Here is an 18008-nt window from a genome sequence, read left to right on the forward strand (position 1 = left end):
TGGCATTCAGCGCATCTGCCGGCGCGAGGGTGTGAGCAGCTGTTTTCTGCTCCAGAGAGGGTTGCTCCTGTATTGATAGCTAATAGTGCTTATAGAACAAGCGCTAGGGGCCAAAAAGTATCAAAAACCCACCCTTCGTGCCGGGCCCGGCTGCTCAGAGGTGCGCCGCTATGATCCCGCCATGATCGCGCGCTTACCTGGTCTGTCCCTGCCTGAACGTGTGTGGAACACCGCGCAGCGCTGGGCGGTGGCCTGGTGGCGCATCCTTTATCTCGGGGCGGTCGTGCTGGTGCTTGTGCTGTCGCCGTCCAGCTATGGCAGGGGCACGCGCCGCGCGCTGGCGCGCCACCTTTACCTCGACACGGCGCCGGTGCTGCTGGGCTTTACCGTGCTGGCCGCGCTCATCAGCCTGGTGTTGACCCGCATCGTGGTCGTCACCGCGCTGAGCTACGGGCTGTCGCGCTACGCGCTTGAGATGGTGATCCGCGTGCTGGTGTTGGAGCTGATTCCGCTCACGGCGGCGCTGTTTGTGGCCATGCGCTGCACCATCCCCAACGGTACGCAGATCAGCCGCCTCCAGCAAACCGGGCGCTTCGCTGCGCTGCGTGAGCAGGGCTCCGACCCGGTGCGCATTGAGCTGCTGCCACGCGTGATTGCAGGCGTTTTTGCCTGCATCACGCTCGCCGCACTCAGCTGCGTGGTGGCGCTGGTGCTGGCCTACCTGGGCGTGTATGGGTTCAACCTGGCGGGGCTGCAGAGCTACACGCGCATGTTTGGCCAGGTCTTCAGCCCCAGCGTGACGATGGTGTTTGCGCTCAAGACGGTTTTCTTTGCGCTGGCTGTGGCGCTCATCCCCATGGCGGCGGGCCTGTATGACACGGGCGAACGTACCCAGCCCGACTCCGAATTGGGCGGCCTGGCGCGCATGTTCGCCGTACTGCTCTTGATCGAGGTGGCCTCGCTCATGGGCAACTACTACTGACCCGCCTGCGCCGCAACCTGCAAAATCCGCGTGACCCCAACCCGGCCATGAACGAAACACCCCACCGAACCATTCCCCCCGGCACGCCACCGCCAGCGGCAGCGCCTGCCTTGGCGCCTGACGTGCCTCACGCCGAGACGCTGCGCCCTGTGGCCCACCTGGAGATCAAGGCCGCAGCGTTGCTGCTCTTTACGCTGGCGCTCATCGTGGGCTCTGGCCTATACCTGCTCTACGCACGGGGCGTGTTCGAACCCACCCAAACCCTGGTGCTGACCGCCGACGATTCCGAAGGCGTAGTGGTCGGCATGGACATGACGTTCTCAGGTTTTCCCATCGGCCGGGTGCGCCGTATCGAACTGGCCAACGAGGGCAACGCGCGCATCATCGTCGACGTGCCGCGCAAAGATGCCCATTGGCTGCGGCAGTCCAGCGTGTTCACGCTGGTGCGCGGCATCGTCGGCGGCACCAACATCCGCGCCTACACCGGCATGCTGGGCGATGAGCCGCTGCTCGACGGTGCCGTGCGACCGGTGTTGCGGGGCGACGCCACTGCCGAGATCCCGCAACTCATGGCGTCGGCGCGCGAGCTGCTCACCAATCTGAATGCGCTCACCGCGCAGGACGCAGCCCTTGGCGGCACCCTTGCCCAGGTCCGGACGCTCACGGAGCGGCTGAACGGCCCCGGCGGCATGCTGGGCGTGCTGATGGGTAACGAAGCCGATGCCAAGAAAATTGTGGCCACACTGGAGCGCACCAATGCCTTGCTAGCACGGCTGGATGGCATGGCGGCGCGGGCTGACCGCCAGGTGTTTGGCGCCGAGGGCAGCAAAGACGCCCTGGTACCCGAAGTGCGCGCCGCCGTGGGCCAACTCAACAGCTTGCTGGCAGACACGCGCACCAGCCTGAAGAAGGTGGACGCGGTGCTGGTGGAAGCCCAGGCCATCGGTGCCAACGCCCGCGAAGCCACAACCGACCTGGGCGCGCTGCGGGCTGAGGTCGAAAGCAATCTGCGCAAGGTCGAAAGCCTGGTCAACGAGATCAACCGCAAATGGCCGTTTGCGCGGGACACGGAGCTCAAGCTGCCATGACGCCTGCTGCATCGACAACGCCACCCTATAGACCTTCCGGATCCCGCCTGAGCGCCGCGACGGTCGCCGTTGCTGCTGCCGCGGCGCTTCTTGTGGCCTGTTCCAGCAAGCCGCCGGTGCCCGATTGGCAAATGAATGCCCACGCGTCAACCCAGAAGGCGATGGAGGCCTACCTTGCAGGGAACACACGGGTCGAAAAGCTGGAGTGGGACCGTGCGCGCGCTGAAGTGGCGCGCACCGGTCGCCCGGACCTGTTGGCGCGGTTGGAGCTGATGCGCTGCGCAGCGCAGGTGGCCAGCCTGGTGCAAGGCCCGTGCGAGCGCTTCGAGGCGCTGCGCGGCGATGCCGCCGAGCCGGAGCGCGCGTATGCGGATTACTTGGCAGGGCGGGTACAACCCCAACAGGTGCCGCTGCTGCCGGAGGCGCAGCGCAAAGTCGCTTTGTCAGGGGGTGACGGGTCTGCGCTCGCCGCTATTGAAGACCCGCTGTCTCGCTTGGTGGCAGCAGGAGTTCTGTTCCAGACGGGGCGGGCCCAGCCAACTGTGATCAGCCAAGCCACCGACACCGCATCCGCCCAGGGCTGGCGCAGGCCATTGCTGGCTTGGCTTGTTCTGCAGGTGGAGCGTGCGGAGGCTGCAGGTGATCAGGAGGCAGCGGCCGGGCTGCGCCGGCGCATCAGCATCGTGGAGCAGGGTGGCGCTGCGGTGCGTTGAACGAGCTGGGGGCTTCCCACGGTGGACCGAAAAATACCTTGGCTAGCTAAAGCGCCATCACGCAAATCACTGCAGACGCGCTTGCAATTGCGTTTCGATGTGGTCTCGCTCTGACGCGAATTGCTGGGCACTGATCTCGTTGGCTTCGTACTTGCGCGCAGTGGACAGCAGCAGAACCGTGTTCTCAAGCCGTGTGTCTTGCTGCAACGAGGGGGGCATGGCCGTAAGGCGGTCAAAGCTCAGGCGATACAGCTCACTCCAGCTTAACGTACCCGCCTGGGCTTGGGCTCGCGCATTGTCGTGCCAGCGGGTGAACTCGTCCAAGGTGGTGTCGCGGGGGCTGCTACAGCCCGCAAGTGCGGTTGCGAGCGCCAATCCAGCCCAATGCCGCGAGCTGAATCGCGAGAAAAACTCGGCTGCAGAGATTCGAAAACGAGGGGTCACGATCGTCCTCCATTCTTCAATGCCACCAGACATCCCGGTGCGCCGCGTCAAATGGTACTCCGATGCTATCGTTTTTACCAGCCAGCCCCTTTACTGGGCAAAAAGTCACTAACACTGCGCCTCGAAGTGCAGCCCGTCTCAGTGCTCCGCCCGATTACTCAAAGAAGCTCGCCGGCAAAATTTGATCCAGCCCATTGGGCAGCATCGACATTGAATCCACTGATTGCACCGTGACGTCCGGCATCAGCAGCGACACCGCAGCAAGTACCGCCAGCACGACCGTGCCGGCAAACGCAAAAACTGCACGGGCTCCGGGTGTCATAGGGTGGCGTTTCATGGTGGATCCTTTGTCAAAAAAGGGTAGGGGTCCCAATGACCTCCTAAAGCCAACCTCAATGGCTAGCTGATGGGAGTGATTTCAGCAAACAGCCAAGGAGGCGTCTGTAAGACAAGATCGATACCAATAGCCGGGCAGGCCTTGTTTCCTTTGGTTGCAGTTGCACGGGGTTGCCTTGAACTTGCGTCGCAATGCTGCTTGACGAGAGCAGTTGCCAGACTGAGATGATGGCTTTGGTCGCATGCGGCATCTATTGATACGAGGCGCGCGATTTTCGACCGGTGTTTATAAGGCGAACCTTTGCGTTAATAGCAAATGCAACGCTCGCTCACTTGGACTCGGTTGTGTCGTGCATTGCAGGGGGTTGGCGTTTAGCCGGCGCTACAGTTATTCGTGAGGCCCACCGCATTTATCCCGTCTGCTATGGCAACACAAGCGCGATTGCGCGGCAATATTTAATACCTTGGCAATACTCAGTTACCCACAGCGCTGAATGGTGCTTTTGGCAAATTCCGTCCGACTTCCGAGTAGGAGGTTGGCTGACATCGCGCGGAATCAGCGAGGGCTTCAATGGAGTTGAAAGTGGGCATGAACAAATATTGGGTTGCCACTTTTTCCTCTCAAAGGAGCCGTTAACTCAGCGAAGCGAGGTCCATATGCAACAGGATATTTTGAATCAGATCCATGTTCTCGAGTCCATTGCGGGGGAGGAGGACCCCGGTGCGTCGCTGGACACCATGAAGGCCGCAATGCAAAAGCGGGCCGCGCGATTGCTCGACCCTGGCGACAGTGCGCGCATCCATTTCAGCTGCAGTGATGGAAAAGAAAATATCGCCGTGGACGTCATCTGGCCTCGACGCTATTCAAAAGACGTTGCCCAACTCTTAGGAATGGTCATGGCGAATCATGGCGCTATTGCGGACAAAGCATGGTCGCTTTTCGATGCGACGGGAAACAGTTCACTCGAATTGGAAGTCGACGAGGGAGAGGACGGGGTTTTCTATATCAGCAGTAAAGACTGTTGAGTGGGATTGGCGGGGCTTGCCAACTGACGCCAATCTACTGCGTGATATCCATATTCCCTGCCGCGAATGGAGTTCGATTTGATAAGTCCGCAGTTGCAAGATGGGAGATTTGCAGGGGGCACAGTCGCCTTCGACCAGAAGAGCGAGAGATTTCCACCCCGTTATAAACCCGCTCCATCGTTGCTCGGGGCGCTCTTGCCAGTGAAATCAATGGCCCTGACTCGCATGGGGCGGTCTTAAGCTTGCGTGGATATGTCCGCGAACAGCCGCGCGCAATTACTGTGCTAGCTAATGCCACGCGGCATCTACCCGCAACACATGGTCTGAAAGCCGCCGTTCAATCTGTGGACAACAGGTTGAAGTAGCTGCCGTCGTGTGGTGCAGGAACAACCTGCCTGGTCGAGAGTTGAGAGGCATTGAGGGTCTCAACGCTAAGACCAGCCCGTCGTGCAGCGTATCAACCCCAGCCACACCACGCACCCCATGCAACGGGCGAAACCCAAACAAAAACAAAAAAGCGCCTTGAGAGGCGCTTGTTTGTTGACTGACTGGCGGAGAGGGCGGGATTCGAACCCGCGGTGGGGATTAGCCCACACACGCTTTCCAGGCGTGCGACTTAAACCGCTCATCCACCTCTCCGAAGCCCTCGATTATAGCCACACGAAATGGAGCGTTTGAGCCCGCGGCACCTCCGCGCCGAAAAAAGCGCGTGCTGAAGACTCAAACCGCCTTCTGCGAGGCCTGCACCATCTTCATCGCCGAGCCGATCAGCGCGGATACTTCGGTCATGTTGCTGGGCACGATCAGAGTTGTCGTGGCGTCCGCAGCGACCTGGCTGTAAGCCTCCACGGCCTTCTCTGCCACCTTGAGCTGCACGGCCTGTTCGCCGCCGGGCTGGCGGATGGCGGCCGCCACACGCTCGATGGCCTGGGCGTTGGCTTCTGCCACTGCCTTGATGGACTCCGCTTCGCCCTGGGCCTTGTTGATGACAGCCTGCTTTTCACCCTCAGACCGGGCAATGAAAGCCTCGCGTTCGCCGGTGGCGATATTGATCTGCTCCTGACGGCGGCCTTCGGAAGCGGCGATCAGCGCGCGCTTTTCGCGCTCGGCGGTGATCTGGGCCTGCATTGCGTGGAGGATTTCCTTGGGCGGTGTCAGGTCCTTGATCTCGTACCGCAGCACCTTCACGCCCCAGTTCAAGGCGGCTTCATCAATGGCCTGCACGATCTGTGCGTTGATGATGTCGCGTTCCTCAAAGGTCTTGTCCAGTTCGAGCTTGCCGATGACGGAGCGCAGCGACGTCTGCGCCAGTTGCGTCACCGCCATGATGTAGTTGCTTGAGCCGTAGCTCGCGCGCATCGGGTCGGTCACCTGGAAGTACAGGATGCCATCCACCTGCAGCTGTGTGTTGTCACGCGTAATGCAGACCTGGCTGGGCACATCAAGCGGAATTTCCTTCAGGCTGTGTTTGTAGGCCACCTTGTCGACAAACGGGATCAGGAAGTTCAGGCCTGGCGTGAGGGTGCCAGCGTATTTGCCTAAGCGTTCTTTGACCCAGGCGTTTTGCTGGGGGACCACCTTCACAGAGCGGATCACGAAGATCACGAAGATGACAAAAAGAACGGCCGCAATAGCGGTTTTTTCCATGGGAGACCTCTTTTTCTAAAGTTGCGTGACTGAAACAGCGATGACGCAGCGCGCTGCCTGAGATTCTTACAGCGGGTCAACCAGAAGACGGTTGCCCACCAGTTCTGCGACGCGGTGCATACCCGTGGATGGGGTGATGCCCGGGCGGTGAACGGCCGTCCAGGTTGCGCCGCGGTATCTCACGAGGGTGGTGCCATCCGCGTTCCAGGCATCGACCATCAGCGTTTCGCCCACGTCCAGGTTCACATTACGGTCGGCACGGGCCGAAGGGTCGCCAGGACGCTTGCGCTTGGCGTACTGCCACGCCACAACAGCTCCCCCGCCAATGACGGCAGCGGCCACGATTTGCAGCGGCAGGCTCAGGCCCAGGTGGGCGGCAATGGCCGCCGCGCTCAGACCAATCGCCAGCATCAGCAGGTAAAAGGTGCCGGTCAGCAACTCTGCAATGACCACTGCCCCCGCTGCCAGCCACCAGATGGTGGATTCCTCCATAGCGAACCTCCTCGTTGTTGTGGTTGTCTTTGTTGCACCACATTCTGGGTCAAAAGGGTTGCCGTTCAAAGGCGCGTCAACGTTATTCCTTACACTTCGCGCCTATTTCGTTTTTTGGACCGGGCAGGGCACGGTTGCACGGAGGCTGCGCATGAAGTTTCGCTTTCCCATCATCATCATCGATGAGGACTATCGTTCCGAGAACACCTCGGGCCTCGGCATCCGCGCGCTCGCGCAGGCCATCGAATCCGAAGGCTTCGAGGTGGTCGGCGTCACGAGCTACGGCGACCTGTCGCAGTTTGCGCAGCAGCAAAGCCGGGCCAGTGCGTTCATCCTGTCCATTGACGACGAAGAATTCTCCGAAGGCGAAGGTCTCGATCCCATCGTTCTGAGCCTGCGCAATTTCATCGGCGAGGTGCGTCGCAAGAACACTGAAGTGCCGATCTATGTGCACGGCGAGACCAAGACCAGCCGCCACCTGCCCAACGACATCCTGCGTGAGCTGCACGGCTTCATCCACATGTTCGAGGACACCCCCGAATTCGTGGCGCGCCACATCATCCGCGAGGCGAAGAGTTACCTGGAGGGCGTGCAGCCGCCGTTCTTCAAGGCGCTGCTCGATTACGCCGAAGACGGCTCGTACAGCTGGCACTGCCCCGGCCACTCCGGCGGTGTCGCCTTCCTGAAGAGCCCCGTAGGCCAGATGTACCACCAGTTCTACGGTGAGAACATGCTGCGCGCGGACGTGTGCAACGCAGTCGAAGAACTGGGCCAGCTGCTGGACCACAACGGCGCCATCGGCGAGAGCGAGCGCAATGCCGCGCGCATCTTCAATGCCGACCATTGCTTCTTCGTGACCAATGGCACCAGCACATCCAACAAGATGGTGTGGCACCACACGGTGGCCCCGGGCGACGTGGTGGTAGTGGACCGCAACTGCCACAAGTCCATCCTGCACAGCATCATCATGACCGGGGCCATCCCCGTGTTCATGAAGCCCACGCGCAACCACTTCGGCATCATCGGCCCCATCCCGCAAAGCGAGTTCGAACCAGCAGCCATCCAGGCCAAGATCAAGGCCAACCCGCTGCTCAAGGGCGTGGACCCAAAGAAGGTCAAGCCGCGCGTGCTCACGCTCACGCAATCGACCTACGACGGCGTGCTCTACAACACCGAGACCATCAAGGGCATGCTCGACGGCTACGTGGAGAACCTGCACTTCGACGAGGCTTGGTTGCCGCACGCGGCCTTCCATCCGTTCTACGGCACGTACCACGCCATGGGCAAGAAGCGCACGCGCCCCAAGCATTCGGTGACGTACGCAACACAGTCCATCCACAAGCTGCTGGCCGGTATCAGCCAGGCCAGCCACGTGCTGGTACAGGACTCGCAGACCACCAAGCTCGATCGCCACCTCTTCAATGAGGCCTACCTGATGCACACCAGCACCAGCCCGCAGTACAGCATCATCGCCAGCTGCGATGTGGCTGCGGCCATGATGGAGCCGCCCGGCGGCACTGCGCTGGTGGAGGAGAGCATTCTGGAAGCGCTCGATTTCCGCCGCGCCATGCGCCAGATCGAAAACGACTTCGGCAAGAACGACTGGTGGTTCAAGGTCTGGGGCCCCGACAAGCTCGTGGATGAAGGCATGGGCCGTGCGGAAGACTGGATCATCCGCAGCGACAGCAAGAGCAAGAAGGCCGGCAGCAAGTGGCATGGCTTTGGCCAACTGGCCGACGGCTTCAACATGCTGGACCCGATCAAGTCCACCATCGTCACGCCGGGCCTGAACCTGGACGGTAAGTTCGACAAGACCGGCATCCCCGCGTCCATCGTTACCAAGTACCTGGCCGAGCACGGCGTGGTGGTGGAGAAGACGGGCCTGTACAGCTTCTTCGTGATGTTCACCATCGGCATCACCAAGGGCCGCTGGAACACGCTGCTGACTGCGCTGCAGCAGTTCAAGGACGACTACGAGAAGAACCAGCCCATGTGGCGCATCCTTCCGGAGTTCTGCCAGCAGCACAAACGCTACGAGCGCATGGGCCTCAAAGACCTGTGCCAGCACGTGCACGAGATGTACGCCAAGTACGACATCGCGCGCCTCACCACCGAGATGTACCTGTCGGACCTGACACCCGCCATGAAGCCCTCGGATGCGTACGCGCACATCGCACACCGCAAGACCGACCGCGTGGAGATCGACCACCTGGAAGGCCGCATCACGGTGGGACTGGTCACGCCGTACCCGCCGGGCATTCCGCTGCTGATTCCGGGTGAAGTCTTCAACAAGAAGATCGTGGACTACCTCAAGTTCGCGCGCGAATTTGCCAAGCTGTGCCCCGGCTTCGAGACCGACATCCACGGCCTGGTGGAAGTGGAAGACGAGAACGGCCAGGTGCGGTACTACGCCGACTGCGTGGCCGAGGAGGAAAAAGCCAAGCCTGCCAAGAAGAACCCGAAGCCGCTGACGACGGAGAAAAACTTGGTGCAAGTGGGATCGGACGGGCCCTTCGGCCGCACCCTTTAGCTACCAACGGAAGGGCCCGGCAAAGCGCGGGCCTTAGAGCCTGTTCAAAGCCTTTGCGGGGCAACCCGAAGGGCATGGCAGCCAACGGCCACGCTCGTTGTTGCCCACCTGGCCCAGGCCACCAGCATGGGCTGCGGTGGGCGCCTAGACCGTGACCGTTGGCTGTCATGCGGACCCCATGAAAAGGCTTTGAACAGGCTCTTACAGATCGATCGCCCCTTGCCAGCGCTGTGGGGCGATTTTTTTGGTCATTTTTTCTGCTGTTGAATCCGATGCCTGCAGGGCGCCGTATTGATTGACAGCCGCGTGGCATTTCTCATGCGGTCAAAGACAGTCCATCAATCGACTTCAGGAGATTTTCATGACCATCCGTTTCAATGCCCGCCTCGCATCCATCGGCATCGCTGCAGCCCTGGCTGCCGCAGCCATCCCCTCCCTGGCTGCCGATGTGATGGTGGGCGGCGCCCCCATGCTCGCCAGCAAGGACATCATCGACAACGCCGTGAACTCCAAGGACCACACCACGCTGGTTGCGGCCGTCAAGGCTGCCGGGCTGGTGGAAACGCTCAAGGGTCCTGGCCCGTTCACCGTGTTCGCACCCACCAACGCCGCGTTTGCTGCGCTGCCTGCAGGCACGGTGGACACCCTGCTGAAGCCGGAGAACAAGCCTACCCTGACCAAGGTTCTGACCTACCACGTAGTGGCAGGCAAGTACGACGCTGCGGCGTTGTCCAAATTGATTGCCGACGGCAAGGGCATGGCCAGCCTCAAGACCGTGGCCGGCGGCACACTCACCGCGAAGGCCAGCGGCAAAGCGGTCATGGTGACCGATGAAAAGGGCGCCACTGCCAATGTGACCATCGCCGACGTGTACCAGTCCAACGGCGTGATCCACGTGGTGGACAAGGTTCTGTTGCCTAACTGACTCCATCTTTGATCTCATCGCTCGTTGCAACAGAGAAGTGCAGGCGGGCGGTGAGGCAAGGATGCCGCGTGGTGCCGCAATGTACGGCGCGGATCCGTGGAATCAGGGAACGCGCGATCAGCGACTGGCTGGCATGTCCTCACGCACGCGCACAAAACTCGCAAACCGCGGCAGCCCACCGTCGTGGGTGCCGCGAAACCGGTAAGTCACCCAGCTGCCCACAGCCGGCGGGTCAGCCCGCTGCGCATCGCTGAACCCCGCCCCTAGCTTGAAGCGCTGGCCCGTCCGCATCTCGACGAGCAGCGCACCCATGCGGCCCGCGTGCCGCCCTTTGCCGGGCAGGTGTGCCACTACGCGGGCCTCAGTGTCCTCGTGCGTTTTGACCTTGATGAGATCGTCGCTGCGGCCGCCCTGGTAGAGCGACGCGCCCCGGTGAAGCATCAGACCTTCGCCCCCGGCCCGCACCGTGCGCTGCAGCACTGCCTGCAGCGCAGCGTCCGACGCCACGCGCTTCTGCGGCACCGCCTGCACCCACGGCTGACCGATGGTTGCGACCAGTGCGTTCAGCGCGGGGATGCGCTCATCAAAGCGGCCGCCGTGCCGCGGAAGATCGAACACCATGAACTGGATTTGGCGCCATGCGGCGTCGTCAGCATGCTGCTGCCGGGTGGTGGACTGTGCATGGCCAAAGCGGCCGCGCCCGGCCCAGAGTTCACCGTCCATGGCGGTGTCGGGCCAGCCGGCGGTGAACCACGCGGGCGCCGCCACTGTCTCGCCGCCGCGCGTGCGCAACGTGCGGCCATCCCAGTAGCCGCGCACTCCATCGTACTTTTCACTGACCCAGTAGTCCGCCAGCGGCAGGCCGGGGCGGTACACATTGGCCAGGAGCAGGGCTGGGGGATCGGCAGCGAGCGCTGGCAGGGCGCTCGCCCCCGCCAGCCACGCCAAGCAGTGTCTTCGCAGCAAGATGCTATTAAATGTGTAGCTAACAACGCTTATGTATCAAGCGCTGGACCCATTTTGACGCAAATTTCGGTCCAGATTCAGACCTGGTCTGCGCTCAGCCCGGCCGTTTGGCTGAAGCCGCCATCGACGTAGGTGATCTCTGCGGTCATGCCCGAAGCCAGGTCGGACAGCAGGAACGCCGCCACGTTGCCCACATCCTCAATCGTCACATTGCGGCGCAGGGGCGAGGCATCCGCCACGCGGCTGAGCAGCTTGCCGAAGTCCTTGATACCGCTGGCAGCCAGCGTCTTGATGGGGCCGGCGCTGATGCCGTTGGCGCGGATGGCGCGGCCGTCTTCAGTGCGGCCCACAGCTTCGGCCAGGTAGCGTACGGAGGCCTCTAGAGAGGCCTTGGCCAGGCCCATGGTGTTGTAGTTGGGGATGGTGCGCAGCGCGCCCAGGTACGACAGCGTGAGCAGCGACGACTTGTCGTTCAGGTAGGGCAGGGCCGCCTTGGCCATGGCCGGGAAGCTGTACGCACTGATGTCGTGCGCAATGCGGAAACCTTCGCGCGACAGGCCTTCGAGGAAGTTGCCGGCAATCGCCTCGCGGGGTGCAAAGCCGATGCTGTGCACAAAACCGTCGAACTTCGCCCAGGTTTGCGAGAGGTCCGCAAACATGCGCTCGATCTGCTCGTCGCTGCCCACGTCGCAATCAAAGATCAACTTGGAATCGAACTCGGCAGCAAAGTCGGTGATGCGGTCCTTGAAGCGGTCACCCACGTAGCTGAAGGCCAGCTCGGCGCCCTGTGCGTGGCAGGCCTTGGCGATACCGTAAGCGATGGAGCGGTTGGACAGCACGCCCGTGATGAGCAGCTTTTTGCCGGTCAAAAAACCCATTGTTGTTCTCCTTGTGGAATGCGAGTGATTGGCTCTGGCCGCGGCTGCCAGGGGGCTTTCGGGAAATCTCCCGGGCCTGTTCTGCAGCGCTGCCGACGTAGTGCAGAATTGTCGCATGCGGTTTTGGATGACTTGTCTCTTGACGATGTGTGCGGCTCCGGCCTGGGCGGCCCACGGCTATGCGCTGTGGGACGATCTCAAATACCCGGCCGGGTTTTCGCACTTCGACTATGTGAACCCCGATGCGCCCAAGGGCGGTGAGCTGCGCATGGTGAGCAACCTGCGCTACTCCACCTTCGACAAGTACAACCCGTTCACCATGAAGGGCTCGGTGCCCGCGTACCTGAGCGAGTTGCTGTTCGAGACGCTGCTTACCGGCTCCATGGACGAGACCGCCTCCGCCTACGGCCTGCTGGCCGAAGATGTGCAGGTGGCCGAAGACCGCCTGAGCGCCACCTTCCGCCTGCGCGCCGAAGCCCGCTTTCACAACGGCGATGTGGTGGAAGCCGCGGATGTAAAACACAGCTACGAAACGCTGATTGGCCCCCACGCGTCACCGAGCTACGCCACGCTGCTGCAAGAGGTTGCGGGCGCCGACGTGCTCGACAAACGCACGGTGCGGTTTCGCTTCAAGCAGCCCAACCGCGAGCTGCCGCTGACCGTGGGCAGCCTCCCCGTCTTCAGCCGGGCCTGGGGCCGGGGCCCCGACGGCAAGGCCAAGCGCTTTGACGAGATCGTGACCGACATCCCCATCGGCAGCGGCCCGTACCGCATTGGCGATGTGAAGTTTGGGCGCGACATCACCTACGAGCGCGATCCGAAGTACTGGGGTGGCCACCTCAACGTGAACCGGGGTGCGTACAACTTCGATCGCATCACCGTCAAGATCTACAAGGACGGCACCGCGCGGCTGGAGGCCCTGAAGGCCGGTGAATTCGACTTCATGACCATCTACTCGGCGGGCGACTGGGCGCGCCGCATCGACGGCAAGCTCTTCAAGCAAGGCGTGCTGGTCAAGAAGGACATGAAGCACAGCCTGCCTGCGGGCTTTCAAAGTTACGTGATGAACACCCGCCGGCCTTTGCTGCAGGACGTGCGCGTGCGGGAAGCCCTGGGCCTGGCCATCGACTACGAATGGATGAACCGGCAGATGTTCTACGGCGGCTATCCACGCGTGAAGGACCTGTTTGGCAATACCGCCTGCGAAGCCAAAGGCACGCCGGGCCCGGAGGAGATGGCCCTGCTGGAGCCCTGGCGCGGCAAGGTGCCCGACAGCGTGTTCGGCCCCATGTACACCCCGCCGGTCACCGAGGGCGAAGGCCATTCGCTGCGCGAGAACCTGCGCCGTGCACGCCAGTTGCTGGCCGATGCAGGCTGGACCTACCGCGACGGTGCGCTGCGCAATGCGCAGGGCCAGGCGATGGAAATCGAGTTTCTGGACAGCAAGGAAGGCGGCGCCCGCACGGTGACGCCCTGGATCCGGAACCTGGAGAAGCTCGGCATCACACTGCGGTTCACAGCCGTGGACTTTGCCCTGTATTTGCAGCGCCTGGACAAGTTCGACTTCGACATGATCAGCCTGGCCTACCCGGGCACCTACAACCCCGGCCAGTCGATGAAGGAACTGTTCGGCAGCCAGGGCGTCAAGGTCGAGGGCTCCAGCAACCACGCCGGGGTCAACAGCCCCGCTGTGGACGCGCTGGTGACCAAGCTCACCCGCGCCAACAGCCAGGCCGAAATGCTGCCCGCCTGCCGTGCGCTGGACCGCGTCATCATGCACAGCCACTACCTCATTCCGCAATGGACTCTGGGCTCGCACCGCGTGGTCTACAACCAGCAACGCCTGGCCTACAAGGAGCCGATGCCCCCTTACGCCAAGGCCGAGGAATGGCTGATGTTCTCGTGGTGGAAAAAATGAAAACGCAGCGCCCCGAGCGGCTGCGCCGCTTTCACCCTTTCACGCAGCGTGGCTCGGTGGCTCTTGCGCGGCACCCTGCGGCTGTCGGCCGCGCCGCTCTGACGCGTTAGGGCTGCGCACGGCACCATGGATCATTAAATGCTTGCCTACATCGCCAAACGCCTGCTGTTGATGCTGCCCACCTTGCTGGGTGTGCTGCTCCTCACCTTTGCCGTGATCCAGTTCGTGCCGGGCGGCCCGGTCGAGCAGTACCTAGCCGAGGCGCGTACCGCCGCCGGCAAGGGCGGGGTGGAGACCGGGGGAATGGGCTACCGCGGCGACCAAGGCGTGGACCCGAAACGGCTTGCGCAGATCAAGGCGCTGTATGGCTTTGACAAGCCGGCGCACGAACGCTTCTTTCAGATGCTGGGCCAGTTTGCACGGTTCGATCTGGGCACCAGCTTTTTTCAGAACAAGGACGTCTGGAGCCTGGTGAAGGAGAAGCTCCCGGTCTCCATCAGCCTGGGCTTGTGGACCTTCTTCATCAGCTACCTGGTGGCTGTGCCGCTGGGTGTGGCCAAGGCCGTGCGGGCCGGGTCCCGGTTTGATCTGGTAACGACCCTTCTCATCCTGGTGGGCTACGCCATCCCGGGTTTTGTGCTGGGCGTCGCGCTGCTCGTGATCTTCGGCGGGCAGCTGCAGTGGTTCCCGCTGCGCGGGCTCACATCGTCGAACTGGGATGAACTGTCCTGGGGCGCTCGCATCGTGGACTACCTCTGGCACATCACCCTGCCTGTCACGGCCATGGTGCTGGGCAGCTTTGCGGTGACGGCCATGCTGACCAAGAACGCTTTTCTGGAAGAGATCCGCAAGCAGTACGTGCTCACAGCGCGGGCCAAGGGCCTGTCCGAGCGGCAGGTGCTGTGGAAGCACGTGTTCCGCAATGCGCTCATTCCCATCGTCACCGGGTTTCCCGCTGCGTTCGTGGGTGCCTTCTTCACAGGCTCGCTGCTGATCGAGACACTTTTCTCGCTCGACGGCCTGGGCTTGCTGAGCTATGAAAGCGTGATCCGCCGCGACTACCCGGTCGTGCTGGGCACGCTCTATCTGTTCACGCTGATTGGGCTCGTGACCAAGCTCGTCAGTGACCTGTGCTACGTGTGGGTGGACCCACGCGTGAAGTTTGATTGACCCCCCGTACGGCATGAGCACTGCTTCTACCTCGCCATCGCCTTCCCTGTCCCCGTCCCGCCGCGCCTGGCTGCGCTTCAAGCGCAACCGGCTGGGGTACTGGAGCCTGCTGATCTTCAGCGCGCTGGTGCTCATCAGCCTGGGGGCAGAGCTGGTCAGCAACGACAAGCCCATCATCGTGCGTTACGAGGGGCAGACATACTTCCCCATGCTCAAGAATTACCCCGAGACAACGTTCGGCGGGGAGTTCGAGACACCTACCGACTATCTCGATCCGTTCATCAAGGAGCGGCTTAGCCAGGGCAGCAACTGGGCGCTCTACACCCTCAACACCTACGGGCCCAACACCCTCAACTACTTCGCCAAATCGCCCAACCCGTCGGCGCCCACCACCGACAACTGGCTGGGCACGGACGACCGGGGCCGCGACCTGCTGGCGCAACTGCTCTACGGCTTTCGGGTCAGCGTGCTGTTTGGCCTGGCGCTCACCGTGACGGGCGTAGTGCTGGGGGTGGTCACCGGCGCCATCCAGGGTTTTTTTGGCGGCAAGGTCGACCTGGCGTTCCAGCGCTTCATCGAAATCTGGGGCTCGATGCCCGAGCTGTACCTGCTCATCATCTTCAGCGCCGTGTTTGCGCCCAGCGTGTCGCTGCTGCTCATCCTGCTGTCGCTGTTTGGCTGGATGGGCCTGTCGGACTACGTGCGTGCCGAGTTCCTGCGCAACCGCCAGCTCGACTACGTGAAGGCCGCACGCGCTCTGGGCGTAGGCAACGGTCAGATCATCTGGCGCCACATCCTGCCCAATAGCCTGACGCCGGTGGTGACCTTTCTGCCGTTTCGCATGAGTGCAGCCATCCTGGCGCTCACGTCGCTGGACTTTCTGGGCCTGGGCGTGCCGCCGGGTACGCCGTCGCTGGGCGAGTTGCTGAGCCAGGGCAAAAACAGCATCGATGCCTGGTGGATATCCCTTTCCACGTTTGCGGTGCTGGTCATCACCCTGCTGCTGCTGACCTTCATGGGCGACGCGCTGCGCGATGCGCTGGATCCTCGAAAGGCCGACCAATGAATGCCTTCACGCCGCCTGCGGGTGTGTCCGCGTCGTCCCATGGCTCGGTTGCTTCCGGGCCGTTGCTGGATGTGCGCGATCTTCATGTGCGTTTCGGTGCCAAGGAAGTCGTGCGCGGCGTCAGCTTCTCCATCGCGCCCGGCGAAAAACTGGCGCTGGTGGGCGAGTCAGGTTCGGGCAAGACCATCACCGCGCTGAGCCTGCTGCGCCTGGCGGGCAATGCCGCCATCACCGGCCAGGCCGTGCTGCGCGGGCAGCGCGACCTGCTGGCGTTGACCGAGCGCGAAATGCGCGGCGTGCGCGGCGGCGAGATCGCCATGGTGTTCCAGGAGCCCATGACCGCGCTCAATCCGTTGATGACCATCGGCACGCAGATTGCCGAGATCCTGCAGCTCAAAAAGGGCCTCACGGGCGCGCAGTGTGCCCAGGCCGCCATTGAGCTGCTGGCCAAGACCGGCATCCCCGAGCCCGCACGGCGCGCCAACAGCTTTCCGCACCAGCTCTCGGGCGGACAGCGCCAGCGCGCGATGATCGCCATGGCCCTGGCCAGCGAGCCCCAACTCCTGCTGGCCGATGAGCCCACCACCGCGCTCGACGTGACCCTGCGCGGCCAGATCCTGGACTTGCTGTCCGACCTGCAGCGCGCCAACGGCATGGCCGTGCTGCTCATCACGCACGATTTGAACCTGGTGCGCCGCTTCGCCGACCGGGTGGCCGTGATGGAGCAGGGCGTGCTCGTGGAGCAGGGGCCCGTGGCCGAGGTGTTCGGCGCGCCCCAGCACGCCTACACCCGCCGCCTGATCGCCAGCCAACCGCGGCGCGACGTGGCGCCCGCTGATTCGCCGCCCGGCACGCCGCCTGTGGTTCACGCGCAGGAGTTGCGCGTGGTCTACCCCACGCCCCTGCCCGGCATCCGTGGCTGGTTCAAAAAGGGTGAGTTTGTGGCCGTGCAGGGCGCCACGCTGTCGCTGCTGCCGGGTGAAACGCTGGGCGTGGTAGGCGAGTCCGGCTCGGGCAAGTCCACGTTGGCCCAAGCCATCCTGGGCCTGTTGCCGTATGGGGGGCAACTGCAGGTGGGCGGGCAGGCGTGGCAGCAACCGGCCATGCGCAACAGTCCGGCCAACCAGCAACTGCGCCGCCGTGTGCAGGTGGTGTTCCAGGATCCGTTTTCCTCGCTCTCACCGCGCCTCACGGTGGAAGAAATCGTGGGCGAGGGCCTCAAGGTGCACGAGCCCACCCTGGGCCCGGCCGAGCGGCGCGCGCGGGTCGAAGCCGTGTTGTCAGAGGTGGGCCTGGCCGAGGCGCAGTACCCGCGCCTGCTGGATCGCTACCCGCACGAATTTTCTGGCGGCCAACGCCAGCGTCTTGCGATTGCGCGTGCGCTCATCGTGCAGCCACAGGTGCTGGTGCTTGATGAGCCCACCAGCGCGCTCGATGTCACCATCCAGCAGCAGGTTCTGGGGCTGTTGCAGCGTCTGCAAAAGGAAAAAGGCTTGAGCTATCTGCTCATCACCCACGACGTTGATGTGATCCGCGCGATGGCGCACAACGTGCTGGTGATGAAGGACGGCGCGGTGCTGGAGCACGGCAGCGTGGACCAGGTGATGGAAGCGCCCCAGCACCCGTACACCCAGCGCCTGGTGGCGGCCGCTACGGTGCCTGATGATGTGTGATTTGGAGTAAAAATGGCCGCTAGCGCATAATAATCAAGCGTTTGTAGCTATAAAAAATATAGCGTCTTCTGCTTTGGCCGTTGTTGACCACGTGTTTTCGCCGTGGTCGCCACAGGCCGTTTTTTGCTGATGCGCACGTGCGCGCAACATTGGT

Annotated in this window: 16 protein-coding genes and 1 tRNA gene; 10 read left to right on the top strand and 7 right to left on the bottom strand. The window is 62.6% G+C overall.

Annotation, left to right across the window (positions count from 1 at the left end; all coding sequences use genetic code 11):
• The first annotated feature begins 181 nt into the window (after window positions 1–181).
• The 3 genes from ACSQ3Q_RS09605 (at window position 182) to ACSQ3Q_RS09615 (ending at window position 2783) form a co-directional block, all read left to right on the top strand.
• A complete protein-coding gene (locus ACSQ3Q_RS09605) occupies window positions 182–982 on the top strand; it encodes an MlaE family ABC transporter permease (RefSeq protein ID WP_436134162.1) in 801 nt (266 codons plus the stop codon).
• 47 nt (window positions 983–1029) lie between these two features.
• Window positions 1030–2070 (top strand): MlaD family protein, encoded by a 1041-nt coding sequence (locus ACSQ3Q_RS09610; RefSeq protein WP_436134163.1) that lies wholly within the window; start codon window positions 1030–1032, stop codon window positions 2068–2070.
• A gap of 131 nt (window positions 2071–2201) precedes the next feature.
• Complete coding sequence (locus ACSQ3Q_RS09615) at window positions 2202–2783, top strand: hypothetical protein (RefSeq protein ID WP_436134164.1); 582 nt, start codon at window positions 2202–2204, stop codon at window positions 2781–2783.
• A gap of 66 nt (window positions 2784–2849) precedes the next feature.
• Here ACSQ3Q_RS09615 and ACSQ3Q_RS09620 read toward each other — a convergent pair whose 3' ends face one another.
• Window positions 2850–3107 carry a hypothetical protein gene (locus ACSQ3Q_RS09620; protein WP_436134165.1) on the bottom strand — a complete coding sequence of 86 codons (258 nt, stop codon included), beginning with the start codon at window positions 3105–3107 and terminating at the stop codon, window positions 2850–2852.
• Between the two features lie 274 nt (window positions 3108–3381).
• Window positions 3382–3564: a hypothetical protein gene (locus ACSQ3Q_RS09625; protein ID WP_436134166.1), complete on the bottom strand. Its 183-nt coding sequence runs from the start codon at window positions 3562–3564 to the stop codon at window positions 3382–3384.
• Between the two features lie 656 nt (window positions 3565–4220).
• Here ACSQ3Q_RS09625 and ACSQ3Q_RS09630 point away from each other — a divergent pair.
• Entirely contained in the window at window positions 4221–4589 is a 369-nt protein-coding gene (locus ACSQ3Q_RS09630; protein ID WP_436134167.1) for a hypothetical protein, read from the top strand.
• A gap of 549 nt (window positions 4590–5138) precedes the next feature.
• On the opposite strand, the gene ACSQ3Q_RS09635 is transcribed toward ACSQ3Q_RS09630, so the two are convergent.
• The 3 genes from ACSQ3Q_RS09635 to ACSQ3Q_RS09645 form a co-directional block, all read right to left on the bottom strand.
• Window positions 5139–5228, bottom strand: a tRNA-Ser gene (locus tag ACSQ3Q_RS09635).
• Between the two features lie 81 nt (window positions 5229–5309).
• Window positions 5310–6236, bottom strand: coding sequence for an SPFH domain-containing protein (locus ACSQ3Q_RS09640; RefSeq protein WP_436134168.1), 927 nt, complete (start codon window positions 6234–6236; stop codon window positions 5310–5312).
• Between the two features lie 66 nt (window positions 6237–6302).
• Window positions 6303–6728, bottom strand: coding sequence for an NfeD family protein (locus ACSQ3Q_RS09645; RefSeq protein WP_436134169.1), 426 nt, complete (start codon window positions 6726–6728; stop codon window positions 6303–6305).
• 151 nt (window positions 6729–6879) lie between these two features.
• Here ACSQ3Q_RS09645 and ACSQ3Q_RS09650 point away from each other — a divergent pair, with 151 nt between their 5' ends.
• On the top strand, window positions 6880–9258 hold the full coding sequence (locus tag ACSQ3Q_RS09650; protein ID WP_436134170.1) for an Orn/Lys/Arg decarboxylase N-terminal domain-containing protein: 2379 nt from the start codon (window positions 6880–6882) through the stop codon (window positions 9256–9258).
• Window positions 9259–9619: 361 nt separating this feature from the next.
• A complete protein-coding gene (locus ACSQ3Q_RS09655) occupies window positions 9620–10183 on the top strand; it encodes a fasciclin domain-containing protein (RefSeq protein ID WP_436134171.1) in 564 nt (187 codons plus the stop codon).
• 117 nt (window positions 10184–10300) lie between these two features.
• Here the strand turns inward: ACSQ3Q_RS09655 and ACSQ3Q_RS09660 are convergent, their stop codons facing one another.
• Both ACSQ3Q_RS09660 and fabI read right to left on the bottom strand, forming a co-directional pair.
• Entirely contained in the window at window positions 10301–11149 is an 849-nt protein-coding gene (locus ACSQ3Q_RS09660) for a DNA ligase (RefSeq protein WP_436134172.1), read from the bottom strand.
• A 77-nt stretch (window positions 11150–11226) separates the two neighbouring features.
• Window positions 11227–12027, bottom strand: a complete 801-nt coding sequence (fabI, locus tag ACSQ3Q_RS09665; RefSeq protein ID WP_436134173.1) for an enoyl-ACP reductase FabI — start codon at window positions 12025–12027, stop codon at window positions 11227–11229.
• A gap of 115 nt (window positions 12028–12142) precedes the next feature.
• Here fabI and ACSQ3Q_RS09670 point away from each other — a divergent pair, with 115 nt between their 5' ends.
• From ACSQ3Q_RS09670 to ACSQ3Q_RS09685, 4 genes are all read left to right on the top strand, one after another.
• The gene (locus ACSQ3Q_RS09670) at window positions 12143–13945 is read left to right on the top strand and encodes an extracellular solute-binding protein (RefSeq protein ID WP_436134174.1); all 1803 of its coding nucleotides are present in this window, start codon (window positions 12143–12145) and stop codon (window positions 13943–13945) included.
• Window positions 13946–14083: 138 nt separating this feature from the next.
• Window positions 14084–15115, top strand: a complete 1032-nt coding sequence (locus ACSQ3Q_RS09675; RefSeq protein WP_436134175.1) for a microcin C ABC transporter permease YejB — start codon at window positions 14084–14086, stop codon at window positions 15113–15115.
• A 13-nt stretch (window positions 15116–15128) separates the two neighbouring features.
• Complete coding sequence (locus tag ACSQ3Q_RS09680; RefSeq protein WP_436134176.1) at window positions 15129–16181, top strand: ABC transporter permease; 1053 nt, start codon at window positions 15129–15131, stop codon at window positions 16179–16181.
• Entirely contained in the window at window positions 16178–17854 is a 1677-nt protein-coding gene (locus ACSQ3Q_RS09685; protein WP_436134177.1) for an ABC transporter ATP-binding protein, read from the top strand. Before ACSQ3Q_RS09680 ends, ACSQ3Q_RS09685 begins: the two co-directional genes overlap by 4 nt.
• The last annotated feature ends 154 nt before the right edge of the window (window positions 17855–18008 follow it).

It is taken from the genome of Acidovorax sp. LjRoot129 (assembly GCF_964253765.1).
In the GTDB taxonomy this organism is placed as follows: Bacteria; Pseudomonadota; Gammaproteobacteria; order Burkholderiales; family Burkholderiaceae_C; genus Acidovorax.